Origin of the sequence: Nonomuraea ferruginea (genome assembly GCF_039540635.1) — a bacterium.
Lineage (GTDB): Bacteria > Actinomycetota > Actinomycetes > Streptosporangiales > Streptosporangiaceae > Nonomuraea > Nonomuraea ferruginea.
This window is the reverse complement of record NZ_BAABFD010000001.1, coordinates 686,631-712,774: the sequence shown is the minus strand read 5'-3', so window position 1 is coordinate 712,774 and position 26,144 is coordinate 686,631. Positions and strand designations below refer to the sequence as shown.

The following is a 26,144-nucleotide window of genomic DNA, read 5'->3' as shown; positions in this document are numbered from 1 at the left end:
GCGCAGGAAGAGGAAACCAATGGACCTGGTGATACAGAAGTACGGCGGAACATCACTGGGTGACGCGGGCAAGATCCGTCGCGTGGCGCGGCGCATCGCCGCCGCGGACGGGTCCGTGGTCGCCGTGGTCTCCGCGATGGGCCGCACCACCAACTCCATGATCGAGCTGGCCCGGGACCTCACCGACACGCCGCACGCCCGGGAGCTGGACCTCCTGCTCAGTACCGGTGAACAGGCCTCCGCCGCCGCGCTCGCCATAGCGCTGCACGAGCTGGGCGTGCCCGCCCGCTCGTTCAGCGCGCACGACTGCGGCATCATCACCGACGGAGTGCACGGCCGCGCGCGTATCGTCAACGTCGATCCCGTACGCATCCGCGAGTGCGTCCAGGACGGCCACGTCCCCGTCGTCTCCGGCTTCCAGGGCCTGTCCGCCGACAACGGCGAGCTCACCACCCTGAGCCGGGGCGGCTCCGACACCACCGCCGTCGCCCTGGCGGCGGCGTTACGGGCCAGGGTGTGCGAGATCTTCACCGACGTCGAGGGCGTGTTCACCGCCGACCCGCGACACGTCGCCGACGCCCGCAAGGTGGACCGCCTCTTCTACGAGGACATGGCCGAGCTGGCCGCCTGCGGCGCCACGGTGCTCGCGCATCCCAGCGTGGAGTACGCCGGCGCCCATCGCGTTCCCGTGCACGTCCGCTCCAGCACGACCGAGGCCGCCGGCACCTGGGTGACCGGCTTCCGCTCGGCCGCCCCGCTCGACGGGGAGCGGTTCACCGCCGTCGGCGTGGCGCACCGGACCGGTCAGCTCCGCTGCCGGCTCGACGGGGTCGACCCCGGCGCCCTGACCACGATCGCCGCCGCGCTGGCCGATCCGATGCCGCCGGTGGACATGCTCGGCCAGCCGGCCGCCGACGCCTCCGCCGGTTCGCTGGGGTTCATCGTGAACGCCGCCGACCGGGACAAGGTGGACGAGGCGCTCGCCGGCCTGCGCGCGGCCGACGCCTTCACCGGATGCCACTGGTCCGGCCCCATGGCGAAGGTGTCGCTGGTGGGCTGCGGTTTCTGTGCCCACCATCCGCAGGTGCGGCTCCTCGTGGACGCGCTCAAGGCCCGCGGCGTCACCGTGACGGACGTGATCGTCCGCGCCCGGCGCATCTCCATCACCTGCGCCGAGCACGACGTGCTCAACGCCGTGACGCATCTCCACCGCATGTTCCTCGGCCCCGGCACGCTCGCGGACGCCCATCCGCACGGCGGTCGCCGCCACGCGGAGCACCGCGCCCACGCGCCGGGACCGCAGCGGAGACATCCGGACCCGCAGTCGACAGAAGCAGAGGGGATACGCCATGAAGGAAGCATCGGCGCGCACGGCCGGAAGGGATGAGAGCACCTTCCGGTCCCGGCATCTCTGGCAGCTCACGGTCATCTGCGGCACCCAGTTCCTGGTCGCCCTCGACTATTCGATCATCAATGTCGCGGCTCCGAGCATCCGAGAATCCATGGACTTCTCCTCCGGTGGAGGCGTCGCGTGGGTTCTTTCCGCCTATCCGCTCGCCTTCTGCGGCTTCCTCCTTCTCGGGGGGAGGATCGCCGATCTGTACGGAAGAAAGCAGGTGTTCATCTGGAGCCTGGCCGGATTCCTGCTCGCCTCGCTGCTGGCGGGCCTCGCCTGGTCGCCGGCGGCTCTCATCGCGGGCCGCGCCCTGCAGGGGGTCGCCGCCGCGTTCATCGCTCCGGCGGGTCTGGGGCTGCTCCAGGCGGCCATCCCGGAAGGACCGCCACGGGAGCGCGCCCTCGGCATCTACGGGTCGGCGCTGTCGGCGGGATTCGTCTCGGGCATGGTCCTCGGGGGCGTCCTCACCGAGTTCGCCGGATGGAGGTCCGTCTTCCTGATCAACGTGCCCATCGTCGTGGCGTTCGGTCTGCTGGCCAGAGCGCATCTTGAGGAGAGCCGGGACAGGCACGCGTCCCGCCACCTCGACCTCACCGGCGTCGTCCTGGCGACCGTGGGCATGGTCGCGTTCGTGTTCGCCCTCACCGAAGGGGAGAAGTACGGCTGGTCGTCGGTCCCGATCCTCGCCTGCGCGGCGGTCGCGGTGCCGGCCGTCGCCCTCTTCGTCTGGGTGGAGTCCCGCAAGGACAACGCCCTCGTGCCGATCTCCATCTTCCGCACGGCCGCCATCGGCGCGGCCAACCTGGTCAACGTCCTGCTGATCTGCTCCTACGGGGGAATGCTCTTCGTCCTCACGCTCTATCTGCAGACGCATCTCGGTCTGGGCGCGCTCCAGACCGGCCTCACGTTCGCGGTCTCGGGCGCGATCGCCATCGTCGTCGGAATCTACGCGGGCAGGTACGTCGAGCGCTTCGGGCTCTACCGGGTCCTCCTGTGCGGGATCGTCATCGAGACGGCCGGCATTCTCATCATGGTGGGCCTGCCGGAAGGCTACGGGTTCGCCCTCGTCCTGATCGGCACCTCCGTGAACGCGTTCGGCCACATCATCGCCCTGGTCACGACGAGTATCGCCGGCACGAACGGCGCCGAGGAGGGGCGGCGGGCCACGGCCGGCGCGCTGCTCAACGTCTCCCAGCAGCTAGGACTGGCCGTGGGGGTGGGAGTCGTCACCTCGGTGGCGGCCCACTTCGCCGCGGCCTCCGGCGGAGCCGTCGACGGCTGGCGCTGGGCGCTCTGGTGCTCGGTCGTGTTCGCGGTGGGGGCGATCGTCGCGACCGTCCTTCTCCGGAAGCGTTTCCAGGGGGAGGCCACGGCTCCGGCCTGACGCCTAGCCAAGGGCCGCGTAACCATTTAAACTAGACGTAATGGTTACTCTAGCTATCAAGGCCCAGTCTCCCTGGCAGGACGCTCATTTCGTCGGCGGCCACCCGGTCCTGGACCTCACGAACACCGTCTTCGACCGCAACCACCCGGCGGAGGACGGCGAGCTGCTGAACACGCCCTCGGACGTCCTGACGTGGTGCGCGTCCGCCGGGCTGTTCGAGGAGACGCCGCCCTTGCCGGAGGCGTCCGCCAAGGATCTCGTACCCGAGGTCCAGGCCGTCCGGGAACAAGCGTGGGCCGTGTTCAGCGCGATCGCGCGCGGCGAGGCGGCGCCGGCCGGGCCCTTCGGCGCGCTTCTCGAACGGGCCGGAAAGGGCGTGGGAGCCGACCAGGTTCAGCGGATCGACGCCGCGCTCGACCGGTTCACCGCGGACTGGACGGCGCCGGGAGCGATTCCGGCCGTCCTGTCGCTGCTGGCGGTCCACGCGGTGTTCACCCTTCCGTCCGGCCGCGTCAGGGCATGCGGGAGGTGCGGCTGGTTGTTCCTGGATTCCTCGCGGGGCGGACGCCGCCGCTGGTGCAACATGAGCATCTGCGGGAACCGGGAGAAGGCGCGCCGCCACCGTCAGGGCCGGACGCCCTGACCGGCGCGCCTTCCCAGAGATCAGGTGAGCTGCCGCCGCATGATCGGCCGGTCCTTGCGCGGGCGAGCCACCTCGGCGAATCCGGCCTTGAGGAAGGCGCTGGCTATCCCCGTCATCGCCGTGTCCGAGCCCGCGCGTTTCCCCTCGGGAGGCTCGACCGGATATCCCTCCGCGGTCGTGTAACCCTCGGACGCCGCGTACGCGCAGACGGCTTCGAGGATGCCCGGCAGCAGCCCGGAGCCACGATGCTTCTTGTGGACGAAGACGCACGCGAGCGCGCAGACCGGCTCGTCGTCGACGCTCGACAGGAGCGGCGAGCGTTCGAGCCTCGGGAACGCGGAGCGCGGCCCGAGTGAGCACCACGCCACCGGCGCGCCGTCGTCGTAGACGATGACGCCCGGCACCGGTTTCCGCTGGGCGAGACGGCTCATGGCCTTCTTGTTCCCTTCGCCCTTTCCTTCCGTCCACTCCGCGATGGAGAGCCGCCAGTGCATGCACCAGCACCCCCGGGCGCCTCCGTTGTCGCCGAGAACCGTCTCGAAGTCGTTCCAGGTCTTCTTGGACAGCTCTTCGACGGTCAAAGAGCCGTTCCGCTTGCCACGAGCGTTCATCCGCCACACCGCCGATCTGGTTGTTCGTAGCGTTTCCGGCCGCGCGTCCTGGGAAGTTGATGACCTCTCCTCCGCTCGGCCGGTCCGGGTCTTGCGTGAGACCGAGTAACCCGATATCACCTATTTATAGGTTACTATAGACACGTACGGCCGCGAAGACGGTCTATCTGGCACAGCGACGACGGAGGGTCTGCACATGGCCGGAGAAGACGTCCTGGACATGCTCGAAGCCGAGGCGATCCATGTGCTGCGCGAGGTCGCCGGCGCGTTCCGCCGCCCGGTGCTGCTGTACTCGATCGGCAAGGACTCCTCGGTGCTGCTGCACCTGGCGATGAAGGCGTTCGCGCCGGGCCGGATGCCGTTCCCCGTGGTGCACGTCGACACCGGCTGGAAGTTCCGCGAGATGATCGCCTTCCGGGACGAGACGGCCGAGCGGCTGGGGCTCGACCTGCGGGTGCACACCAACCCCGAGGGAGCCACGCCGTTCACCCACGGCGCTCACGAGTACACCCGGATCATGAAGACCGTCACGCTGCGCCGGGCGCTCGACGACGGCGGGTTCGACGCCGCGATCGGCGGCGCGCGACGCGACGAGGAGCGGTCACGGGCCAAGGAGAGGATCTTCTCTCTGCGTGAGCCCGGTCATCGCTGGGAGCCGCGCTCGCAGCGTCCGGAGTTCTGGTGGCGGGCGAACACCGAGCTGGCGGAGGGCCAGACGATGCGGGTGTTCCCGCTGTCGAACTGGACGGAGCTGGACGTCTGGCGCTACATCAAGCGAGAGGACATCCCCGTGGTGCCGCTGTACTTCACCGCACCCCGCCCGGTCGTCGAGCGGAACGGCTCGTTGATCATGGTGGACGACGAACGCTTACCGCTGGAGCCCGGCGAAGAGCCGCGACTGCGCCACGTACGGTTCCGCACACTCGGCTGCTACCCGCTGTCCGCGGCGGTCGAGTCGAAGGCGGCGACCGTCGACGAGGTCATCGACGAGATGAGACGCGACCGCAGGTCCGAACGCGCCGGCCGGCTCATCGACGGTGAGGGCGGCACCTCCATCGAGAGCAAGAAGTCGGAGGGATACTTCTGATGATCTCCATGCTTCGAGTGGTCGCGTGCGGCTCGGTCGACGACGGCAAGTCCACCCTCATCGGCCGGCTGCTCGCCGGCACCGGCGGCGCCACCGACGACCAGCTCGACTACGCGCGGCGGACCAGACGCGGCGGTTCCACGATCGCGGCGGGAGCGGTGGACTACTCACTGCTGACCGACGGGCTGGAGGCGGAGCACGAGCAGGGCATCACCATCGACGTCGCCCACCGCTTCCTGGACCTGCCGTCCGGGCGCCGGGTGATCATCGCCGACGCGCCGGGACACGAGCAGTACACCCGTAACATGGCCGTCGCGGCGTCCACCGCGGACGTCGCCGTGTTACTCGTCGACGCCACCAAGGGGGTCCGCGAGCAGACCCACAGACACCTGGCGATCTGCGCGTTGATGGGTGTGCGGGCGGTCATCGCGGTGGCGAACAAGCTCGACGCGGTGGACTACGACCAGGCGGTGTTCGAGAAGCTCGCGAGCGAGGTCCTGGCGGCGGCGAACGGCCTCGACATGGCGGCGAGCGTGATCCCGGCCAGCGCCGTCCAGGGCGACAACGTGGTCGAGCCCTCGCCGAACCTGCCCTGGTACGACGGGCCGACGCTGCTCGGCGCGCTGTCGGAGTGGGAGCCGGCCGAGGGGTCGCGGGCGGACGACGCCGGCGGCTACCGGCTGCCCGTCCAGTACGTGATCCGGGCGGACGACTTCCGCGGTTTCGCGGGCACGGTGATCGGCGCCCCCGTCCGGCGGGGCGACGCCGTCGCGGTCGCCGGCAGCGGGGTCGCGTCCAGGATCGACCGGCTGATCGGCCCCGGCGGCGGCGACCTCGACCAGGCCGCCCCCGGCACCCCGGTGACGGTGACGCTGGCCGACGACGTCGACGTCCGGCGCGGAGACCTGCTGACCACGCCGGAAGCCCTCGGCGACGGGCTGTCCCCGGCCACGGCGTACTCCGCCACCCTGATCTGGACCGCCGAGGAGCCGCTGCGGCACGGCCGCTCCTACCTGATGCTGGCCGGGCCGCGGACCGTGCCCGCCACGGTCACGGCCGTGCGCGGCCGGATGGAAGTGGTGTCCGGCAAGCGGCTCGCCGCGCGCTCCCTCGGCCTCAACGACATCGGCACGGTCGAGCTGGCCACCGACACCCCTCTCTGCCTGGACGGTTACCAGGAGTGCCGGGACACCGGCAGCTTCCTGCTCGTGGACCGGGTCAGCAAGGAGACGGTGGCGGCCGGCATGGTCCGGCACGCGCTGCGGCGCGGCCGCAACGTCGTCCGGCAGACCTTCACCGTCGACCGCGACGCCAGGCAGGAGCTGAAGGGGCAGCGGGCCAAGGTGCTGTGGCTGACCGGTCTGCCGGGCTCCGGGAAGTCGACCATCGCCAACGCGCTGGAGCGGCGGCTCCACGGCATGGGGCTGCACACGTACGTGCTCGACGGCGACAACGTCCGCAGCGGACTCAACAGAGACCTCGGGTTCACCCAGGGAGACCGGGCGGAGAACGTGCGCCGGGTCGCCGAGCTGACCCGCATCCTGCTGGACGCCGGGCTGATCGTGATCGTCGCGCTGGTCTCGCCCTTCCGGACGGACCGGGCGGCGGCGCGGAGCCTGTTCCCGCCGGGTGACTTCGCCGAGGTCTGGGTGGACACCCCGCCCGAGGTGTGCGCGAGCCGGGACCCGAAGGGCCTGTACGCCCAGGCGAAGGCCGGCAGGCTGCCCAACATGACCGGCCTCGGCCAGGCCTACGAACCGCCGGAGCACCCTGACCTGGTGGTCGACGGCTCCGGATCGCCCGACGAGGTGGCGGAGAAGCTGGCCGGACTGCTGCAGGGTTGAGAGGTGGGCCCCGGGCCGGGCTGGCGTGGGCCGTGCCCGGGGCGGAGGGCCGTGTCCGGCCGGGGGTCGCCACTCCCGCCGGTCCAGATCAGTGCCCGCGGCCCTCTTCTTTCAGGGCCGGTGTCCGAGTGGCAGGATTCGAACCTGCGACGCTCCTGCTCCCAAGGCAGGCGGGCTGCCAAGCTGCCCCACACTCGGGTGGTGAAGAACCGCCTGTGAACCCCGGCGGCCCGGTCGGGTCAGCCGGATGCCGGGCAGGCGCCGGGAGACGGGGGAAGCGGTTCGCGCTTCAGGCCGGTCACTGCTCGCCCCCTTTCTCCTCGGTCTTGACGCTGTCAACGCTAGACCGATGATCGGCCGGAGCGCCAGCGGTTTTACGGCGAACCGGGCTCGCCGGGCCAGGGGACGTCCGCGCGGGTCTCGGGCGACTCGACGCGGAAGCGGGGCATGGCCTCGGGATGGTTCTCGCGCACGTACGTGATGAGGTGCTCGCGCACGTCGCACTTGAGATCCCACGCGGAGGCCGAGTCCGCGGCGCTCATCAGCGCGCGCAGCTCGACCAGGCCGTTCAGCTGGATGTCGGTGACCTGGAGGGTCCAGTCCTTCTGGTCCCACAGCGGGTTGGTCTGCAGGTAGCGGTAGAGCTCCTCACGCAGCTTCCCGACCGGCACCGACCAGTCGACGCGCAGGTAGACGACGGCGAGGACCCGGCTGCCGTGCCGGGTCCAGTTCTCGAACGGGGTCTGCGTGAAATAGGAGACCGGCAGGACCAGGCGCCGCTCGTCCCACAGCCGCACCACGACGTAGGTGAGCGTGAGCTCCTCGATCCTGCCCCATTCCTCCTGCACCACGACGACGTCGTCCAGGCGCAGCGCGTCGCTGAAGGCGAGCTGCAGCCCGGCGAGCATGTTGCCGAGCGTCGGCTGGGCGGCGATGCCGACGACCGCGCCGGCGATGCCCGCGGACGCGAGCAGACCCGCGCCCAGCGCCCGCACCTGCGGGAAGGTGAACAGCATCGCGCCGAACGCGATCACCACGACGGTCGCGGTGGCGACCCGGCGCACCAGCGTGATCTGCGTCTTCATGCGGCGGGCCCGCCGGTTGCGCTCCCCCTCCACGAGGTCCAGGCGCTCCAGGGCGACGTCCGTGAACGCGTACGTCGCCTGGATGATCAGCCAGGTCGCCGCGCCGATGATGAGCAGCGTGACGACCCGCTCGACGGACTCGCCGAACGCCCGCTGCTGCGGCTCAGGGCCGATCATCAGCGGGTAGAACATGATGTTGAACGTCATCAGCAGGACGGTCGTCACCACCGGCCAGTGGCAGTGCTTGACCAGGCGGCTGCTGAAGGTCCACTTGCGCCCGACCCTGAGGAGCACCTGCCGGGTCAGCTCCAGGACGATGACCGCCCCGATCATCGCGCCGGCCAGGTTCAGCCAGGCGCTGGAGAACTGCACGTGAGCGACCCCCCGAAGATTCAGAAGTTCTCGTCAAAACTCACATTGCCCTCAACCGCCACCTGATAAGCGGACACCCGGCGTTCGAAGAAGTTGGCCAGCTCCTGCACGTCCTGGAGCTCCATGAAGGCGAACGGGTTCTCGGTGCCGTAGCGGCGGGGCATGCCCAGCCTGACCAGCCGCTGGTCGGCGACGTACTCCAGGTAGGCGCGCATCTGCTCGGCGGACATCCCGGGCATGCCGTCGCCGCACAGGTCGCGGGCGAAGGCCAGCTCGGCGGCGACCGCCTCCTCCAGCATGCGGCCGACCTGCTCGCCCAGCTCCTCGTCGAACAGCTCGGGCTCCTCGGCCCGGACGGTGTCGACGACGCTGAACGCGAACTCCATGTGCATGGACTCGTCGCGGAACACCCAGTTCGTCCCGGTGGCCAGCCCGCTGAGCAGGCCGCGGGAGCGGAACCAGTACACGTACGCGAACGCGCCGTAGAAGAACAGGCCCTCGATGCAGGCGGCGAAGCAGATGAGGTTGAGCAGGAACCGCCGCCGGTCGCCCGCGTTCTCCAGACTCCGCAGGTCGCCGATGGAGTCGATCCACCGGAAGCAGAACTCGGCCTTGTCGCGGATCGACGGGATGTGCTCGATCGCGGCGAACGCCTTGACCCGCTCGTCCGGGTCGGGCAGGTAGGTGTCGAGCAGCGTCAGGTAGAACTGCACGTGCACCGCCTCCTCGAACAGCTGCCTGCTCAGGTAGAGCCGGGCCTCGGGGGCGTTGACGTGCTGGTAGAGGTTGAGCACCAGGTTGTTGGCGACGATCGAGTCACCGGTGGCGAAGAACGCGACCAGCCGGTTGATCAGGTGCCGTTCCTGGGCGGTCATCTTTGCCAGGTCGGCCACGTCGGAGTGCAGGTCGACCTCCTCCACCGTCCAGGTGTTGCGGATGGCGGCCCGGTAGCGCTCGTAGAAGTCCGGGTAGCGCATCGGGCGCAGGGTGAGGTCCATTCCGGGATCGAGAAGCATGAGGGGATCTCCTTACTGGCAGGCTTCGCAGACGTCGGGGTTCTCCAGCGAGCAGGCCACCTGCTCGACGGCGGCGGCCGGCTGGACGGTGGTCTGCGCGATGCGGGTGGCCGGGCGGGAACGCAGGTAGTAGGTGGTCTTCAGACCCTGCTTCCACGCGTAGGCGTACATCGACGAGAGCTTGCCGATGGTGGGGGCGGCCATGAACAGGTTGAGCGACTGGCCCTGGTCGACGTACGGCTGGCGGGCGGCGGCCAGGTCGATGAGCGCCTTCTGCGGCAGCTCCCAGGCGGTGCGGTAGAGCAGCTTGAGGTCGTCGGGGATGCCCGGCAGGTGCTGCACGGACCCGTCGGCGCGCTTCAGCCCGTCGCGCGTCGCCTGCGTCCACAGCCCGCGTTCCCGCAGGTCGGCCACCAGATAGCGGTTGACCTGGAGGAACTCGCCGGACAGCGTCTCGCGCTTGAACACGTTGGACACCTGCGGCTCGATGCACTCGTAGCAGCCGGCGATGGACGCGATGGTGGCGGTCGGCGCGATGGCGATCATGAGCGAGTTGCGCAGCCCGGTGGCGGCGATCTTCTCGCGGAGCGCGTCCCAGCGCGGCGAGCCGGCGGCGGCGTAGTGGTCGGGGTGCAGCACGCCCGCCGCGGCGCGGGTCTCGTCGTACGAGGGATGCCGCCCGCGTTCGGCGGCCAGGTCGGCCGAGGTGTCGTAGGCCGCCAGCGCGATCTCCTCGGCGATGCGGGTGGACAGCTCCAGCGCCCGCGGCGAGTCGAACGGGAGGCGGAGCGCGAAGAACACGTCGGCCAGCCCCATCACGCCGAGCCCGATCGGCCGCCAGCGCCGGTTGGCCGCCCCGGCCTCGGGCGTCGGGTAGAAGCCCAGGTCGATGGTGCGGTCCAGGAAGCGCACGGCCGTCCGGACGGTGGCGCGCAGCCGCTCCCAGCCGAGGCCGTCGCGCCCGTCCAGGTGGGCGGCGAGGTTGACCGAGCCGAGGTTGCACACCGCGGTCTCGGCGTCGCTGGTGACCTCCAGGATCTCGGTACACAGGTTGGACAGGTGGATGACGTTCTCCGGCCGGGCGGTCTGGTTGGAGGTGCGGTTGGCCGTGTCCTTGAACGTCATCCAGCCGTTGCCGGTCTGCGCGAGCGTCCGCATCATCCGCCCGTACAGGGTCCTGGCCGCGATCCGCCGGGTGTGCCGGCCCTCGGCCTCGTAGGCCCGGTAGGCGCGGGTGAACGCCTCGCCGTGCAGGTCGGGCAGGTCGGGGACGTCCTTGGGGTCGAACAGCGACCAGTCCTCACCGGCCTCGACGCGGCGCATGAACTCGTCCGGCACCCAGTTGGCCAGGTTGAGGTTGTGGGTGCGGCGGGCGTCCTCGCCGGTGTTGTCCCGCAGCTCCAGGAACTCCTCGATGTCGGCGTGCCAGGTCTCCAGGTAGACGCAGGCCGCGCCCTTGCGCCGGCCGCCCTGGTTGACCGCCGCGACCGAGGCGTCGAGGGTGCGCAGCCACGGCACGATGCCGTTGGAGTGGCCGTTGGTGCCCCGGATGAGCGAGCCGCGCGAGCGGACCCGGGTCCACGAGATGCCGATGCCGCCCGCGTACTTCGACAACCGGGCGACCTGCGCGTACCGGTCGTAGATCGCCTCCAGCTCGTCGCGCGGCGAGTCGAGCAGGAAGCACGACGAGAGCTGCGGGCGGCGCGCACCCGCGTTGAACAACGTCGGCGAGCTGGGCAGGTAGGACAGCGTCGCCATCAGCCGGTAGAGCTCGGCGGCCTCCGCGACGGTCTCCGACAGCCCGCAGGCGACCCGCAGGAAGAAGTGCTGGGGCCGCTCCAGCACGGTCCGGGTGACCGGGTGGCGCAGCAGGTAGCGGTCGTAGACGGTGCGCAGCCCGAAGTACTCGAACCGCTCGTCGGCGGCGTCCGAGACGAGCGCGTCCAGCTCGGCGGCGTGCGCGGCGACGAACTCCGCCAGGCCGTCCTGGATCAGCCCCGCCGCGTGGGTGGCGGCGATCGAGCCGGAGAACGAACGCACCCCGTGCGCGGCCGCCTCTTCGGCGATCTCCTCGGCGAGCAGCCCGGCGGCCACCCGCGAGTTCGCCGGGTCGGCGATCACCCGGGCGGCGGCCTCCTCGATGGCCAGGCGCCGATCACCCTCGACGATCTGTGTCACGTGCTCTCTCCTCGCGAGCTCATCCCCGTGAGGGCGCGCGAGAGCACGGCGGCGCACGCCGCTAGGCCCCCGGGCCCTCCCTCGAGGCCCTGGACATGGTCCATCGCCGGCAGGTCTTCGGGCTCGCGGGCGTCTCGCACTCTCCTACTGGCCGTCGCTTCCCGGATCTTTCCAGTGCTCGTTGACGGCGGTCGTTCCCGCTCACCGCTGCGGGGCAGCCCCGGAATCGCACCGGGTTCCCTTTTGCTCCGCCCCGGGCGGGGGCGAACCGGCGAACGATCGAGATCCTACATCTAGTGGCTGCTTTCGCAACCGCCACATCATGTTGTGCCCTTGCCGCTTTCGAGGAGGCCGAGATCGCGGAGCACGGCCTTGGTGCGGCGGACCTCGGAGACGACCCAGGCGGCGAAGCGGTCGCCGGCCAGCGGGATCGGCATCCAGTCGCCCTCCCGGCAGGTACGCTGCCAGCCGGGCGAGCCGGTCACCTCCTCGCACATGCCGATGGCCGCCTCCCGGCTCTCCTGCGGCATGCCGCCGGGCCCGACGGCGGCGCACCAGCTCGCGAAGTCCACCCGGACCCCGAGCTCCAGCAGGCTGGGCGCGTCCAGCCCGGGGAACCGCTCGGCACAGGACACGGCCAGCACCCGGACCCGGCCCCGGTCGATGTACGGGCGCCAGCCGGCGAGCGGGCCCGTCGCGGCGACGGCGCGGCCGGCGAGCAGCGCGGCGGCGACCTCGGAGATGCCGGGGTAGCCGGTGTAGTCCACCTGCCGGGTGTCGGCGCCGAGCCCGCGGGCGATGAGCCCGAACAGCAGATGGTCGGGGGCGCCCTGCGGCCCGCCGGCGAGCGGGGTGCCCGTGGGGTCGGCGCGCAGGCGGGCGCCGAACGCGTCGAAGGTGGCCAGACCCGAGTCGCGCGGCACCAGCACCACCTCGACCTCGCCGGCCAGCCGGGCCAGCGGGGTGGTGCCGTGCAGGGGCGACTCGGCCGCGTTCAGCTCGGCGGCGGCGAGCGCGGGCAGCCCGGTGATGGTGATCGTGGTGACCGGCCCGGCCCCGCCGACCGGGTAGCCGGCCCCGCGGGCCACCTGGGTGAACGCCTCGGCGACGCGGCTCCAGCGCTCGCCGCCGCCGAGGATCTCGTACGCGCCGGGCGCGCGTCCGGCGTGGCGGTCACCGCAGCCGGCCAGGCAGGCGGCCACTCCCAGGCCTGTCACGAGGAACCGCCTGCGCCGCATGACCCGCCTCCCCCGAAGTGTCCACTTCAGGTTATTTACAGATCACGCAGAGTTACACATGCCGGATATCACCTACTAAGGTTTCCAGGCCATCCCGGCCAGCAGCGGCAGCCGCGTGGCGCCGACCAGGCGTGGCCGGTCGGGCCGCCACTCGTGGGCCTGCACCAGACCGGGCTCGATCATGACGAAGTCACCGAAGAACGCCTGGATCTCCTCCGGTCCCCGGCCGGTGCCGCCCGCCGGGGCGTCGCCCGACGAGGTGGCGTGCGCGATCGCCAGGTGGCTGCCCGGCGCCAGCGCCTCCCGCAGGAGGGCGACCACGGCGTGCGGGTTCATGCTGTCGGGCACGAAGTGGAGCACCGACACCAGCAGCACCCCGACCGGCCTGGCCGGGTCGAGGAAGCCGGCGGCGCCGTCCAGCATCCGCGCGGGGTCGAGCAGGTCGGCCTCCACGAAGACGGCCCCGGCCTGCTCCTCCAGCAGTTCGCGGCCGTGCGCGGCCACCACCGGGTCGTGGTCGACGTAGACGACCCTGGCGTCCGGGACCACCTCGTGCACGTTGCCCTGGGTGGGCAGGCCGCTGCCCACGTCCAGGAACTGGGTGACGCCCTGCGCGGCGGCGTAGCGGACCGCACGCTGGAGGAACTCCCTGGCGGCGCGCGCCTGCGGCACCGCCTCCGGTATCAGGTCCGCCAGCCGGTCCAGGGCCTCGCGGTCGACCGCGAAGTTGTCCTTGCCGCCGAGCAGGTAGTCGTACATTCGGGCGAGATTGGGAGTGTCGGGGTCGGACTGGGGCACATTTTCGACCCTAGGCGCTCCCCTCCCGGGGCGACACCGGCCGGATTCCGACTATGACCCAGCCGAACGGTAAGGGTTTGCTAACCCCCTCTTGCCGCTATTCCACCGTGACACTCTTGGCCAGGTTGCGCGGCTTGTCCACGTCCCTGCCGAGGGCCACCGCGGCGTGGTAGGCCAGCAGCTGGAGCGGGATCGTGAGCAGGATCGGGTCCAGCTCGATCTCGTTCTTGGGCACCACGATGCAGTCCTCGGCCAGCTTGGTGTCCGGCTCGCGGTGGCCGACCATCAGCACGCTGCCGCCGCGGGCGCGGATCTCGCCGAGCGTGGTGAGGTTCTTGTCGAGCAGCTCGTCGTCGGGGACGACCGCCACCGTCGGCATCTCCGGGCCGATCAGCGCGAGCGGGCCGTGCTTGAGCTCGCTGGCCGGATAGGCCTCGGCGTGCACGTACGAGATCTCCTTGAGCTTCTGGGCGCCCTCGCGGGCCACCGGATAGCCGCGGACCCGGCCGACGAACATCATGCTCGCGTGCTTGGCGTACTTCTGAGCCAGCTCGGCGATCTTGTCGCCCTGGGTGAGGATCTCCTCGATCTGGCCCGGCAGCCTGCGCAGGCCCTCGCAGATGCGCCGGCCGTCGGCCGGAGACAGGTCGCGCACCCGGCCCAGGTGCAGGGCGAGCAGCGCGAACGCGACCGCGGTCGAGGTGAACGCCTTGGTCGAGGCCACCGACACCTCGGGGCCCGCGTGCAGGTAGACGCCGCCGTCGACCTCGCGGGCGATGGCGCTGCCGACCGCGTTGACGATGCCGATCACCCGGCCGCCCTTGCGCTTGAGCTCCTGCACGGCGGCGAGCGTGTCGTAGGTCTCGCCGGACTGGCTGATGGCGACGTAGAGCGTGTCCTGCTCGACGACGGGGTTGCGGTAGCGGAACTCGCTGGCGGGCTCGGCGTCGGCCGGGATCCGGGCCAGCTCCTCGATCAGCTGGGCGCCGATCTGGCCGGAGTAGTACGCCGAACCGCAGCCGATGACCTTCACCCGGCGGAAGGAGCGGGTCTCGCGGGCGTTCATGTTGAGCCCGCCCAGGTGGGCCACGTTGAAGCGCTCGTCCAGGCGGCCGCTCATCGTGCGGGCGGTGGTCTCGGGCTGCTCGGAGATCTCCTTGAGCAGGTAGTGCTCGTAGCCGCCGGTGTCGTAGTGGCCGGCGTCCCAGTCGACGGTCAGCGGCTCCTTGGCGGTCTCGCGGGCGTCGCTGGCGAAGGTGTGGAACCCGTCGGCGCGCAGCACGGCCAGCTCGCCGTCCTCCAGGTGGACCACCTGGCGGGTGTAGCGGACGAGCGCGGCCACGTCGGAGGCGGCGAACATCTCCTTCTCGCCGATGCCGAGCACGATCGGGCTGCCGTTGCGGGCCACGACCACCTCGCCCGGCCGCTCGGCGTCGATCACCGCGATCCCGTACGTGCCGACGACGCTCTTGAGCGACTTGCGTACGGCCTCCTCAAGGGAGTCGTTCTCGTCGACGGCGGCGGCGATCAGGTGGGCGAGCACCTCGGTGTCGGTCTCGGACCGGAACTCCACGCCGTCGGCGACGAGCTTGGCCCGCAGCTCCCCGGCGTTCTCGATGATGCCGTTGTGCACCACCGCGATGCGCTCATCGCCCGACAGGTGCGGATGCGCGTTCTCGTCGCTGGGCACGCCGTGCGTCGCCCACCGGGTGTGGCCGATGCCGAGAGCGCCCTTGAACCTGGCCGGCACCACCTTGGCCAGGTCGGCGACCCTGCCCTTGACCTTGCGGACCTTGAGTCCTTTGCTGGAGACGACGATCCCGGCCGAGTCGTAGCCGCGATACTCCAGCCGCTGCAGCCCTTCGAGCAGGATGGGTGCCGCGTCCTTCGGCCCCACGTACGCGACGATTCCGCACATCCGAGTCTCCTATCCGTAGACGATCCGGCGCAGTTGCCGCAGCGACAGCTCGGGCGCCGCCACCCGGCGGGCCCTCAGCTCGGCGGCGATCCTGGGAAAGATCTCATCGTTGGTGAAGCCACGGGCCTGCAACTCCCCGTGGCGACGCCGGACGAACTCCTCCGAGGGCTCGGAGAAGTACGACAGCACGTCGGCCACCACGCGCGCCGCCTCGCCGGGCCCGAGCGGGCTCGTCCGGGTGAGGTGGACGATGAGGTCCTCGTAGGGATGCCGCGCCGTAGACACAGACGAGGACATTACGCAGATGGAACGAGACACGCCAACATCCTGCCCGATATCGGGCAGAAATCAGCTCCGGCGAGGGCTCAGCTTCTCCCAATCAGGTGTGCGGCTTTAGGTAGATCCCATGCGGGCGCGGGAATGGTGACGCACAGTGTTCGCGTCGTACCGTCGCGTGGAGGTCCGTCATGCTGTTGCAGGTCGCCGTCGCCGCCGCCGTCCTGGCCGGCCAGCCGGGGGGACGCCAGGACGACTTCGCCTCGGCGGCCCGGGAGTACGGGGTGCCGGTCAGCGTGCTCCTGGGCGTGTCGTACCTGCAGTCGCGCTGGGACGCGCACGCGGGCGAGCCCTCCACGGCGGGCGGTTACGGCCCCATGCACCTGCTGGACCCCGCGCTCATCACGGGCGCCGGCCCCCGCTCCGGCGGCCGGCCGCACGGCCACCTCCCCCGCGCCGCCGCACCGGGCCACCAGCACGGCGACGCCCGCGGCGACTCCGCCCGCCCCCGCCCGCACCTGGATCCCCCGGGCAAACCCGCCGCACTGTCCGGCGCCCTGACGACGGTCCCTGCGGAAGACAAGGGGACGACGCCCCACGAGACCACCCGGCCGGCATCCGGCTCCCCGCGAGCGACCTCGAAAGAGGCGGCGCGGACCGGAAACGGCGATCGGCGAGAGGCGGCGCGCCCTGGAAGCGGCGATCGGGGCGCGACCCGCGGCGAGGCGGCACGGTCCGGAAGCGGCGGCCAGGGCGCGACCGCGGGCGAAGCGGCACGGTCCGGAAGCGGCGGCCAGGGCGCGACCGCGGGCGAAGCGGCACGGTCCGGAAGCGGCGATCGGGGAGTGACCTCGGGAGAGGCGGCCTCGTCCGGAGGCGACTGGGGGGCGACTCTTGGGGAGGCCGCGCGGTTGACGGGGGTCAGCGTCGAGCGGCTGCGGAGGGACGCCGCCGCGAACATCCGGGCCGGCGCCGCCCTGCTCGCGTCCTACCAGGGCGTGCCCAGCGCCGACCCGGCCCGCTGGCACGCCGCGGTCGCCCGCTACTCGGGCTCACGCGCGTTCGCCGACGAGGTCCTGCGGGTGATCCGCGACGGCGCGGCCCGACGGGCGGACGACGGCTCCCTGGTCCGGCTGCCCGCGCACCCCGCGCTCCGCTCCCCCGTCCGTCCGACCGATCCGGGGGAGGGGGCCGAGTGCCCGCCGTCGCTGGAGTGCCGGTGGATGCCCGCCGCGTACGCCAGGACCGGCGAGCAGGACTACGGCAACCACGACCGCATGAGCCGCCCCCGCCGTATCGACTACATCGTCATCCACGACACCGAGGGCCCCTTCCGGGGCATCCCACGCCTGATCCGCGACCCGGAGTACGTGAGCTGGCACTACACGATCCGCTCCCGCGACGGCCAGATCGCCCAGCACGTGAAGACCCGCGACATCGCCTGGCACGCCGGCAACTGGGACGTCAACACCCGCTCGGTCGGCATCGAGCACGAGGGCTACCTGGCCAGGGGCGGCACCTGGTACACCGAGGCCATGTACCGCGCGTCGGCCCGGCTGGTCCGCCACCTGGCCGCCGAGCACGACATCCCGCTCGACCGGGCCCACATCCTGGGCCACGACAACGTCCCCGGCACCACCCCGGACACCCTCGCGACCATGCACGAGGACCCCGGCCCCTACTGGGACTGGGCCCACTACTTCGACCTGCTCGACGCCCCCTTCGACAAGCGCCCCCGGCGACTCGACACTCTGAGGAAGGCAGCCACCGACGAGCCCGCCACCTCGTACGGCGAAGAACCAGACCACCCCGACACGACCAGTCCCTCCCACGCCCAGCCTCCGGCGGCCCCAGCCATACGCGACCACACCACCGCAGACCTGCCCATGCACCACACCGCCGCGGACCCGACCGCGCACGACGGAACCGCCGCGGACCACCACACCCCTGCGGATCCGGCCGCACATGACCAGACCACTGCGGACCCCGCCACCCACCACCACACCCCTGCAGACCTAGCCGCGCTTGACCGGACCGCCGCGGATCCGGCCGCGCGTGATCAGACCGCCGCCGACACCATCGGGCTTGATCAGGCCGCGGCGGACGCGGTCGTGCACGGTCAGAGCGGCCCGGTCGTGCGCGACCAGACCTCCATGCGCGACCAGACCGCCGCAAGCTCGGTCGTGCGTGATGGGGTCGGGTTCGGCAGGGTTGTGCGGGAACGGCCCGGGCGTGGGGGATCCGTCCTGATCCTGCCGGAGTACGACGAGCACCGGCCGCGTTTCACCGGCTGCAAGAGCGCCAAGCCCGACCGCCCGTGCCCGCCGCACGGCGCGTCCGCGGTGTGGCTGCACACGGCGCCCCGCCACGACGCGCCGCTGGTGGACGACATCGGCAAGCGCGTCGGCGAGCCCAGCACGTACAGCGTCTACGACCACAGCGCCCGCGCCTCCGCCGGGCAGCGGTTCGCGGTGGCCGGGCGGCGCGGCGACTGGACGGCCATCTGGTATCTCGGCCGCCGTGCCTGGTTCCACGACCCGCACGAGCACCCGACCGCCGTCCGCGCCCGCGGCCCCGTGGTGGTCCCGCGCAACCCGGACGTCAAGGTGTACGGGCGCGCCTACCCGGAGAAGTCGGCCTATCGCGGCACGGGAGTCGCCTACCAGCCTCACGTCGCGCTCCCGTACCGGATCGGCCCCGGCGAGGCGTACACGGTCGGCGACACCCTGACCGGTTCGTACCATGCGGCCGGATACAAGCCCGCGAGCCACGTCACCGTGAGGGGCAGGCAGCGCTACCACCAGATCCAGCTCGGCCACCGCGTCGCGTTCGTCAAGGCGGAGGACGTCCGCCTCATCCGCTGATTTTCGCCCCGGGAGCTGCTCCATGGACACGGGCACTCCCGGAAAGCGATATGGTTTTCTTCGTAACCGGCTGGCGCCGGAGACACGCGGAAGTGGCTCAGGGGTAGAGCATCACCTTGCCAAGGTGAGGGTCGCGGGTTCGAATCCCGTCTTCCGCTCGGAGTTCAACTCCTGGTGGAGTGGCCGAGAGGCGAGGCAGCGGCCTGCAAAGCCGTCTACACGGGTTCAAATCCCGTCTCCACCTCGGCAGGTTCGGCGGATCTCACGAGAATCCGCTAAGGTAAGAGCAGTGCCATGCGGAAGTGGCTCAGGGGTAGAGCATCACCTTGCCAAGGTGAGGGTCGCGGGTTCGAATCCCGTCTTCCGCTCTGAGTGACAACTCAATACGGACGATTAGCTCAGCGGGAGAGCGCTTCCCTGACACGGAAGAGGTCACTGGTTCAATCCCAGTATCGTCCACCCCACAAAGCCCCAGATTCTGGCACCCGCCAGGTCTGGGGCTTTCTCGTTGCACCGGGCCAGGGCGAATCATCGAGCGGCCTTGACCTCAAGGGCGTCCATCATCACGCTCTGTTTACCATTTGGCCGCTTCTGCGCAGATTATGTCACGCTGCGTGCATATAGCCACTCCGAGCGGGTAGCGCGCTGACATTGGCTCCTCGGAGGGGGAAACCGTGGACATCAACATAGGCCAGGGCATATCCGATGCCTGGCGAATGATCGCGACATTCGTACCAAGACTCATCGCGTTCCTGGTCATACTCATCATCGGCTGGATCGTGGCGAAGCTACTGGAGAAGGTCGTCGACAAGGTTCTGGAGCGGGTCGGGTTCGACCGGGCCGTCCAGCGCAGTGGCGTGCAGAGGTGGCTGGAGCGCAGCCAGTACGACGCGAGCAGCCTGCTCGCCAGGATCGTCTTCTATGCGATCATCCTGGTCACCCTGCAGATCGCGTTCAGCGTGTTCGGGCCGAACCCGATCTCCGCGCTTCTGAACGCCGTGGTGGCGTGGCTGCCCATGGCGATCGTGGCCATCGTGATCATCGTGGTGGCCGGCGCGATCGCGAAGGCCGTCGGCGACATCATCAGGGGCGCGCTCGGCGGGCTGTCCTACGGCCGCCTGCTGGCCGTGGCCGCGGAAGTGTTCATCTGGGCGCTGGGTATCATCGCCGCGCTCAACCAGATCGGCGTGGCCACGGCGGTCACCACCCCGGTCCTGATCGCGGCGCTCGCCACAGTGGGCGCGATCGCGGCCATCGGCGTCGGCGGCGGGCTCGTGCGGCCCATGCAGCAGCGGTGGGAGCGCTGGCTCAGCCGGATCGAGGAGGAGGCGCCGCAGGCCAGGGCGCACGCGGAGGCGTACCAGCAGGGGCGTGAGCACGCCCGTGCCATGACGCCCGAGGAGATGGCCGAGCGCGGCACGTCGGAGCAGCGGATCACGCCGCAGACCGGCACCGGGACGGTCGGCTCCACCCGGCCGGACATCCGGGAGCCCTGACTCCTGCCGCCCTCCGGGACGATGCAGGGGCGGCCGGGCCGACTCGGCCCGGCCGCGACCCCGGCGTTCACCGGGGGCCGTGCTGGTCACAGGCGACGGAGCCGCACCCGAAGGCTGAACGAGCTCATGGCAGAGGCGAGCGGGCGGTTCGAGATCCCGCCCACCGACCTCTCCGCATCACCATCAGGCGGTCAGGAGGTCTGGACGCTGTGACACCGCGCCGACCCTGGGCAGGGGGAAAGCAGAGCGAGCGCTTCCTGAGAGGTGGGTCAGATGTCCGAGCCCCAGCCTGACGTGGTTTCTTCAGAAGAACGAACTCATGCGCTCGAGGCCGAGCTGAACGCTCTCAGGGCCCGGGCCGACAAAGTCGACCAGCAGCTCCAGGCGTTGGCGGAGGCGAGTCTGGCCCTGGCCCGCGGCCTGGAGAGCCCGCCGGTGGAGGAGCCCGGGCAGCCGCATGCGGAGCGGGCCGCACGACTCGCCCACGAGCTGCTGCTCGCAGCCGGCCTGGGCCGGAGGGGGAGCGAGGGCAGCGAGGGGTAGGCGCCCCGCCAGGAGCGGAGGTGGACCACACCGATGACACTGCAGATCGTGGCGGGAACGGCCAACCACGTGCTGGCCGGCTCCGTGGCCGGGATTCTCGGCATCGCGCCGGTCTCCGCGGCGGTGGAGCGATTTCCGGACGGAGAGCTCCGGCCCGTCGTGGGCGGGATGCGGGGTGCGGACGTCTATCTGGTCCAACCCACGAGCCCGCCGGTCAACGAGCACGTGATGGAGTCGCTGTTGCTGATCGACGCCTGCCGTCGGGCGGGCGCGGCGCAGATCACCGCGGTCATGCCGTACTTCGGGTACGCCCGTCAGGACCGTCGTGGCCGGTCCGGGCAGGCGATCGGAATCCGCGTCGTCGCGGACGCGCTCGCTTCGGCCGGGATGCGGCGTCTGATCGTGACGGATCCGCACACGACCGCGCTGGAGGCGATCTGCGCTGTTCCGGTGGAGATGCTGACGGCCGTGCCAGCCCTCGCCCGCGTGCTGGGGGAGCAGGTGCCGGACGAGGCCGTGGTGGTGGCGCCTGATCTCGGCGCGGTCAAGCTGGCGGAGCATTACGGCGCTCTGCTGTCGTGTCCTGTGGCGGTGGTGCGCAAGACCAGGCTGAGCGGGACACGTGTGGTCGCCGAGGAACTGGTGGGGGATGTACGGGATCGTCCGGTGGTCATCGTCGACGACATGATCAGTACCGGCGGCACTATCGAGGCTGCCGCGGAGGTGGTGGCCGGCCACGGTGCCGCGCCGGAGATCGTGGTGGTGGCGACGCACGGGTTGTTCGTGGCATCGGCGGCCGAGCGCCTCAGCCGTGCCACGATCCGGCGGATCCTGGTCACCGACACCGTCGCGCAGCGGCCCGACTCGGGGATGCCGCTTGATGTGTGCTCGGTGGCGCCGCTCCTGGCCGATGCCATCGGGCGCCTGTACCGGAACGAGCCGCTGGACCAACTGCCGGCGCGGGCATGACGGTCCGGCGGACGGCTCAGGCGGGGAGGTCGCCGGTGAGGAAGCCGTGCCGGTGGGCGAGCCAGCACGCGGCCGTCAGGCGGAGCGCCGGGGGGTCGGGCAGGCCGTCGTAGAACCAGCCCCACTCGCGCAGTCCGTCCAGGAAGCCCAGCACGTAGTCGCCCAGGATCTCGGGGTCGAGCGGGATCGTGTCCCGCAGGATCGCGGCGTGCTGGTCCACCGCGGCGACCAGCGCGGGGTCGGTGGCCATCCTGGCGAGCTGGTCCTGGCCCAGCTCCCCCATCACCCACTGCAGGGGCGCAGCCGCCCACCCATCCTCGAAATGCACCTTTAAACCATAAACCACCCCAAAACCCCTTTACCCTTCGGCGTCGATGTCCGCGAGCGTGCGCTGCGCCACCGCGAAGGCCGAGTTGGCCGCCGGGACCCCGCAGTAGACGGCGGTCTGCAGCAGCACCTCCTTGATCTCCTCGCGGGTCAGACCGTTCCGCAGAGCCGCCCGTACGTGCATCGCGAGCTCTTCCATGTGACCGCGCGCCACCAGCGCGGTGAGCGTGGCGACGCTGCGGGCGCGCCGGTCGAGGCCGGGACGGTTCCAGATCTCGTCCCAGGCGTAGCGGGTGATGAAATCCTGGAAGTCGCGGGTGAAGTCGGTGATGGCGGCGTTGGCCCGGTCGACGTGCGCGCCGCCGAGCACCTCGCGCCGGGTCCGCATCCCGTCGGCCCGGCTCTCCCCCGCGGCCTTGCCCGCGCCCGCCGGCCAGGTGTCGGAGAGGTGGCGCAGGATCGCGGCCGTCGCCGGGACCGGACGCTGGACGGTCGCCAGGTGCGAGGCCGCCGGGATGGCCGCGAGCAGGGCGCCCGGGATGCCGGTGGTCAGGGTGAGCGCGTGCTCCAGCGGCGTCGCCGGGTCGTCGGCCCCCGCTATGATCAGCGCGGGCGCGGCGATCTCCGGCAGCCCGGTCCTCAGGTCGTAACCGGCCAGCGCCTCGCAGCAGGCGGCGTAGGACTCGTCGTCGACCTGGCCGAGCATGTCGATGACCCAGCCTCCGTCGTACCCGTCGGTGAACCAGCGTGAGGCCAGCACGGGCCCGAGCGACCGCACGCCCGCGGTCCGTACCTGTGCCGCCCGCTCCCGCCAGGGGCCCGGCTCGCCGAACCTGGCGGACGAGCAGCACATGATCAGGCTCCGCACCCGCTCCGGCGCCCTGAGCGCGGCGGTCGCGGCGACCGCGCCGCCGACCGAGATCCCGCCGATGGCGAAGTACGGCTCGTCCACGAGGTCGAGCACGGCCAGGGCCAGGTCGTCGAGTGTGAACCCGCCGGCCGCGGGCGAGCCGCCGTGCCCCGGCAGGTCGTACCGGAGCACCCGCCACCGGTCGGTCAGCGCCGGCAGCTGGGGCTTCCAGACGTCCAAGGTGGTGCCCAGCGACGGGCCGAGCACGAGCAGCGGCCCGCCGGCGGGGCCGTCGACGCGATGATGGAGCTTCACTGGTGTCCTTCTCTGTCTCGGTACGCGGCCAGGACTCGGTCGGTGAGGGCCGGGGCCGCGCCCAGGTAGCCGGACGGGTCCAGCAGGTCGGCGGGGGCGTCGAGGGAGCCGTCCCGGCGGAGCGTCTCGGTGAGCGCGTCCCGGCCGAGGTGGGCGGCCAGGCGTTCGGAGACGATGCGGCCGCCGGTGAGCCCGGCGTTGGCGCGCATCTTCCCCGGGAAGACCTGGAGGCCGGCGGTCAGTTCCGCGGCGGTCTCCGCGGCGCCGCCGGTCAGCCGCAGGCACTCGCGGAGCGGGCTCCACTCGGCCTGCCAGGCGCCCGCCGCGCGTTCGTGCTCCCCCACCTGGGCCAGCGCCTGCGCGTAGACGGGGACCTGGAGCGAGGCGGCGCGGATCAGGACGGACAGGGCGGGGTTGCGCTTGTGCGGCATGGCGGACGAGCCGCCCGGTGACGCCTCGGCCACCTCGCCGACCTCGGTCTGCGACATGAGCACGACGTCAGCGGCGATCTTGCCGAGCGCCGTCGACACACCGGCCAGCGCCGCGCCCAGGTCGGCGACGACCGACCGTTCGGCGTGCCACGGGATCTCGGGCGCGACCAGCCCGGTCTCCTGGGCGAACAACTCGACGACGCGCAGGGCCCGTTCCCCTACCGAAGGCGGGTGTTCACCGACGCCAGAGGCCGCCCGCCCTTCACTCGTACGACCTTCGCCGGGCTGGTGTGGAGTGGGAGAGGGGGTCTCTGCGGCTCCCGCTCCTTCGGAAGACTGCGCCCTCGCGGAAGCGCCTTCGGCGGCTTCGGTGAGGGCGGAAGGGGAACGGCCTTCGCCGGGCTGGTGTGGAGTTGGAAGGGATGTCCCCGCGGCCTCCGCTCCTTCGGGAGACTGGGCGCTCGTGGGAGGGCCTTCGGTGGCTTCGGTGAGGGCGGAGAGGGTGCCGGCGGCCCCGCCGAGCTGGGCGGGGAGGGGGACGGCCGCCAGGCGGTCGCGGGCGCGCAGGACGCCTGCCAGCCAGGTGGCCGCTTTCAGGCCGAAGGTGGTGGGGACGGCCTGCTGGCCCAGTGTGCGGGCGGCCATCACCGTGGTGCGGTGCCGTTCCGCCAGCCCGGCCAGGGACGCCGCGACGGCGTCGAGGTCGGCGAGGATGGCTTCGGACGCCCGGCGGGCGACCAGCATCGCGGCGGTGTCCAGGATGTCCTGGCTGGTGGCGCCCAGGTGCACGTGGGAGGCCGCCGCGCCGGCGGCCTCGCGCAGGTCGGACACCAGCGGCACGACGGGGTTGGCCGACCGGCGGGCGCGTCGGGCCAGGGCGGGCACGTCCACGTCCAGCTCCGCCGCCGCGCGGCCGATCAGCGCCGCCGCCTCCTCCGGCACCAGGCCCGCCCGCGCCTGCGCTCGGGTCAAGGCCGCCTCGGCGTCCAGCATCGCCCGTACCCAGGCCTGGTCGGACGTCAACTCCTCGACGCGGACGCCCGCACGCACCGGCGCCAGGAGCCCGGTATCGAGCGCCCCCGAAACCTCTCCGGAGCTACCCGCGCCGGCGGCGGTCCCCCGGGAGGCGGCACCGGAACCTCGGGACGCGCCCGCTGCCGCACCGCCGAAACCCCCGGAAGCGGCACCAGAACCTCGGGAGGCGCCCGCTGCCGCGCGACCGGAGCCCCCGGAGGCAGGACCGGAACCCCCCGACGCGCCCGCTACCGCACCGCCGGAGGCAGCACCAGAACCCCCGGAGGGAGCGCCGGAACCCCCCGACGCGGTGTCGGGGGTGTCGTCAGAAGTCAAGGAACACCGTCTCCCCTTCGCCCTGCAGGCGTACGTCGAACTCGTAGGTGTCCCCCTTCCCCGTCGCGAGGAGTGTCGCACGCCTGGCCGGGTCGAGTCCGTCCAGGAGCGGGTCAGGAAGGTCCTCCAGGTACACGCGGGTCAGGACGGAGCGCAGCAGGCCGCGGGCGAAGATCTGCAAGGAGAGGTACGGCCCGGAGGGACGGATGGTTCGAAAGCGGTAGCGGCCGTCGGGATCGGTGGCGCAGCGGCCGAATCCGGACACGCCGCCGTCGCCGCGGCGGAGCGCGCCCCGGTCGCCGGTGCGGCCGAGCCACAGCTCCAGCAGCGCGTCCGGGACCGGCTCGCCGGCGCCGTCCCAGACGCGGCCGGTGAGCGTGATCGCCTCCGGGTGCCGCTCGGGGACGAGCTCCCAGTCGTGCTCGTACGGGAGCGCGTGCGCGAAGAAGGGGCCGACGGTCTGCGAGGGGGTCGCGGGCATCAGGACTCCATGGGGGTACGGCCGAGGACGACGTCGAAGGTGTAGCCGAGCGCCCACTCGGGCTGGGTGACGTCGTGCGCGTACGAGGACACGAGCCGCTGGCGGGCCGCCTCGTCCGGGATGGACTGCATGATCGGGTCGAACGGCATGAGCGGGTCGCCGGGGAAGTACATCTGGGTGACGAGCCGCTGGGTGAAGGCGGTGCCGAACACCGAGAAGTGGATGTGGGCGGGCCGCCAGGCGTTCGGGTGGTTGCGCCACGGGTACGCGCCAGGCTTGATCGTGACGAACCGGTAGCGGCCCTCGTCGTCGGTGAGGCAGCGGCCGGCGCCGGTGAAGTTCGGGTCGAGCGGGGCCGGGTGCTGGTCGCCCGCGTGCGCGTACCGTCCGGCGGAGTTGGCCTGCCAGACCTCCACGAGCGTGCCGCGGACCGGGCGTCCGCCGTCGTCCAGGATGCGGCCGGTGACGATGATCCGCTCACCGATCGGCTCGCCGGCGTGCTGCCGGGTCAGGTCGGCGTCCAGGGAGCCGACCTCGTCGTGCCCGAAGACGGGGCTGCTCAGCTCGATCGCGTCGGGGTCGGCCTTGAACGCCACCGGGGGCCGCGACGGGGCGCGCAGCACGGTGCTCTGGTAGCCGGGATACAGGTAGGGCGGATGAGTCATGGTCTGT

General features: G+C 71.5%; 22 protein-coding genes, 5 tRNA genes and 1 riboswitch. Of the genes, 13 read left to right on the top strand and 14 right to left on the bottom strand.

The features are described 5' to 3' along the window. Positions 1-19 precede the first annotated feature (19 nt). Genes ABD999_RS03140 through ABD999_RS03130 form a run of 3 tightly spaced genes read left to right on the top strand, consistent with a single transcriptional unit; the run spans position 20 to position 3,423 of the window. The gene (locus tag ABD999_RS03140; RefSeq protein WP_148030675.1) at positions 20-1,387 is read left to right on the top strand and encodes an aspartate kinase; all 1,368 of its coding nucleotides are present in this window, start codon (positions 20-22) and stop codon (positions 1,385-1,387) included. Next, on the top strand, positions 1,350-2,780 hold the full coding sequence (locus ABD999_RS03135; protein WP_271277422.1) for an MFS transporter: 1,431 nt from the start codon (positions 1,350-1,352) through the stop codon (positions 2,778-2,780). Before ABD999_RS03140 ends, ABD999_RS03135 begins: the two co-directional genes overlap by 38 nt. Positions 2,781-2,820: 40 nt before the next feature. Further along, entirely contained in the window at positions 2,821-3,423 is a 603-nt protein-coding gene (locus tag ABD999_RS03130; protein ID WP_148030673.1) for a CGNR zinc finger domain-containing protein, read from the top strand. 20 nt (positions 3,424-3,443) lie between these two features. Here the strand turns inward: ABD999_RS03130 and ABD999_RS03125 are convergent, their stop codons facing one another. Further along, entirely contained in the window at positions 3,444-4,004 is a 561-nt protein-coding gene (locus tag ABD999_RS03125) for a GNAT family N-acetyltransferase (RefSeq protein WP_187281072.1), read from the bottom strand. Between the two features lie 226 nt (positions 4,005-4,230). Here ABD999_RS03125 and cysD point away from each other — a divergent pair, with 226 nt between their 5' ends. Together cysD and cysC are read left to right on the top strand one after the other, a co-directional pair. Next, a complete protein-coding gene (gene cysD, locus ABD999_RS03120) occupies positions 4,231-5,121 on the top strand; it encodes a sulfate adenylyltransferase subunit CysD (RefSeq protein ID WP_148030671.1) in 891 nt (296 codons plus the stop codon). Continuing rightward, on the top strand, positions 5,121-6,965 hold the full coding sequence (gene cysC, locus ABD999_RS03115) for an adenylyl-sulfate kinase (RefSeq protein ID WP_271277423.1): 1,845 nt from the start codon (positions 5,121-5,123) through the stop codon (positions 6,963-6,965). The genes cysD and cysC overlap by 1 nt, the downstream gene beginning before the upstream one ends. 123 nt (positions 6,966-7,088) lie before the next feature. On the opposite strand, the gene ABD999_RS03110 is transcribed toward cysC, so the two are convergent. The 8 genes from ABD999_RS03110 to ABD999_RS03075 all read right to left on the bottom strand — a co-directional run bounded on the left by ABD999_RS03110 (position 7,089) and on the right by ABD999_RS03075 (position 15,855). After that, positions 7,089-7,163: transfer RNA gene (locus ABD999_RS03110), tRNA-Pro, on the bottom strand. 176 nt (positions 7,164-7,339) lie between these two features. Beyond that, the gene (locus ABD999_RS03105) at positions 7,340-8,422 is read right to left on the bottom strand and encodes a mechanosensitive ion channel family protein (RefSeq protein ID WP_271277424.1); all 1,083 of its coding nucleotides are present in this window, start codon (positions 8,420-8,422) and stop codon (positions 7,340-7,342) included. A gap of 20 nt (positions 8,423-8,442) precedes the next feature. After that, a complete protein-coding gene (locus ABD999_RS03100) occupies positions 8,443-9,438 on the bottom strand; it encodes a ribonucleotide-diphosphate reductase subunit beta (RefSeq protein ID WP_148030669.1) in 996 nt (331 codons plus the stop codon). A gap of 12 nt (positions 9,439-9,450) precedes the next feature. Beyond that, positions 9,451-11,616, bottom strand: a complete 2,166-nt coding sequence (locus ABD999_RS03095; RefSeq protein ID WP_271277425.1) for a ribonucleoside-diphosphate reductase subunit alpha — start codon at positions 11,614-11,616, stop codon at positions 9,451-9,453. Positions 11,617-11,707: 91 nt separating this feature from the next. After that, a riboswitch (cobalamin riboswitch) is annotated at positions 11,708-11,904 on the bottom strand. A gap of 32 nt (positions 11,905-11,936) precedes the next feature. Then, entirely contained in the window at positions 11,937-12,854 is a 918-nt protein-coding gene (locus tag ABD999_RS03090) for a tripartite tricarboxylate transporter substrate-binding protein (protein ID WP_271277426.1), read from the bottom strand. Between the two features lie 75 nt (positions 12,855-12,929). Further along, the gene (locus ABD999_RS03085) at positions 12,930-13,652 is read right to left on the bottom strand and encodes an SAM-dependent methyltransferase (protein WP_261808453.1); all 723 of its coding nucleotides are present in this window, start codon (positions 13,650-13,652) and stop codon (positions 12,930-12,932) included. 97 nt (positions 13,653-13,749) lie between these two features. Beyond that, a complete protein-coding gene (glmS, locus tag ABD999_RS03080) occupies positions 13,750-15,570 on the bottom strand; it encodes a glutamine--fructose-6-phosphate transaminase (isomerizing) (protein WP_219547579.1) in 1,821 nt (606 codons plus the stop codon). 9 nt (positions 15,571-15,579) lie between these two features. Next, positions 15,580-15,855, bottom strand: a complete 276-nt coding sequence (locus ABD999_RS03075) for a hypothetical protein (protein ID WP_261808452.1) — start codon at positions 15,853-15,855, stop codon at positions 15,580-15,582. 182 nt (positions 15,856-16,037) lie between these two features. Here ABD999_RS03075 and ABD999_RS03070 point away from each other — a divergent pair, with 182 nt between their 5' ends. The 8 genes from ABD999_RS03070 to ABD999_RS03035 all read left to right on the top strand — a co-directional run bounded on the left by ABD999_RS03070 (position 16,038) and on the right by ABD999_RS03035 (position 21,718). Continuing rightward, positions 16,038-18,710 (top strand): N-acetylmuramoyl-L-alanine amidase, encoded by a 2,673-nt coding sequence (locus ABD999_RS03070; protein ID WP_345482547.1) that lies wholly within the window; start codon positions 16,038-16,040, stop codon positions 18,708-18,710. Between the two features lie 86 nt (positions 18,711-18,796). Beyond that, positions 18,797-18,868 (top strand) — tRNA-Gly (locus tag ABD999_RS03065). 15 nt (positions 18,869-18,883) lie between these two features. Continuing rightward, positions 18,884-18,954 (top strand) — tRNA-Cys (locus ABD999_RS03060). Positions 18,955-19,006: 52 nt separating this feature from the next. Beyond that, positions 19,007-19,078: transfer RNA gene (locus tag ABD999_RS03055), tRNA-Gly, on the top strand. 19 nt (positions 19,079-19,097) lie between these two features. Beyond that, positions 19,098-19,169, top strand: a tRNA-Val gene (locus tag ABD999_RS03050). Positions 19,170-19,390: 221 nt separating this feature from the next. Then, positions 19,391-20,206 carry a mechanosensitive ion channel family protein gene (locus tag ABD999_RS03045; protein WP_148034451.1) on the top strand — a complete coding sequence of 272 codons (816 nt, stop codon included), beginning with the start codon at positions 19,391-19,393 and terminating at the stop codon, positions 20,204-20,206. Between the two features lie 273 nt (positions 20,207-20,479). After that, positions 20,480-20,749 (top strand): hypothetical protein, encoded by a 270-nt coding sequence (locus ABD999_RS03040; protein ID WP_219547583.1) that lies wholly within the window; start codon positions 20,480-20,482, stop codon positions 20,747-20,749. Positions 20,750-20,797: 48 nt separating this feature from the next. Next, the gene (locus ABD999_RS03035) at positions 20,798-21,718 is read left to right on the top strand and encodes a ribose-phosphate diphosphokinase (RefSeq protein WP_271278177.1); all 921 of its coding nucleotides are present in this window, start codon (positions 20,798-20,800) and stop codon (positions 21,716-21,718) included. Between the two features lie 16 nt (positions 21,719-21,734). On the opposite strand, the gene ABD999_RS03030 is transcribed toward ABD999_RS03035, so the two are convergent. From ABD999_RS03030 to pcaH, 5 genes are all read right to left on the bottom strand, one after another. Beyond that, complete coding sequence (locus ABD999_RS03030; RefSeq protein WP_219547587.1) at positions 21,735-22,046, bottom strand: DUF6401 family natural product biosynthesis protein; 312 nt, start codon at positions 22,044-22,046, stop codon at positions 21,735-21,737. 30 nt (positions 22,047-22,076) lie between these two features. Beyond that, a complete protein-coding gene (gene pcaDC, locus ABD999_RS03025; RefSeq protein WP_271278176.1) occupies positions 22,077-23,210 on the bottom strand; it encodes a bifunctional 3-oxoadipate enol-lactonase/4-carboxymuconolactone decarboxylase PcaDC in 1,134 nt (377 codons plus the stop codon). Continuing rightward, positions 23,207-24,691 carry a lyase family protein gene (locus tag ABD999_RS03020; protein ID WP_271278175.1) on the bottom strand — a complete coding sequence of 495 codons (1,485 nt, stop codon included), beginning with the start codon at positions 24,689-24,691 and terminating at the stop codon, positions 23,207-23,209. The genes pcaDC and ABD999_RS03020 overlap by 4 nt, the downstream gene beginning before the upstream one ends. Before the next feature lie 289 nt (positions 24,692-24,980). Then, positions 24,981-25,472: a dioxygenase family protein gene (locus tag ABD999_RS03015; RefSeq protein ID WP_148030660.1), complete on the bottom strand. Its 492-nt coding sequence runs from the start codon at positions 25,470-25,472 to the stop codon at positions 24,981-24,983. Beyond that, positions 25,472-26,137: a protocatechuate 3,4-dioxygenase subunit beta gene (gene pcaH, locus ABD999_RS03010; RefSeq protein ID WP_148030659.1), complete on the bottom strand. Its 666-nt coding sequence runs from the start codon at positions 26,135-26,137 to the stop codon at positions 25,472-25,474. The genes ABD999_RS03015 and pcaH overlap by 1 nt, the downstream gene beginning before the upstream one ends. Between the last annotated feature and the right edge of the window lie 7 nt (positions 26,138-26,144).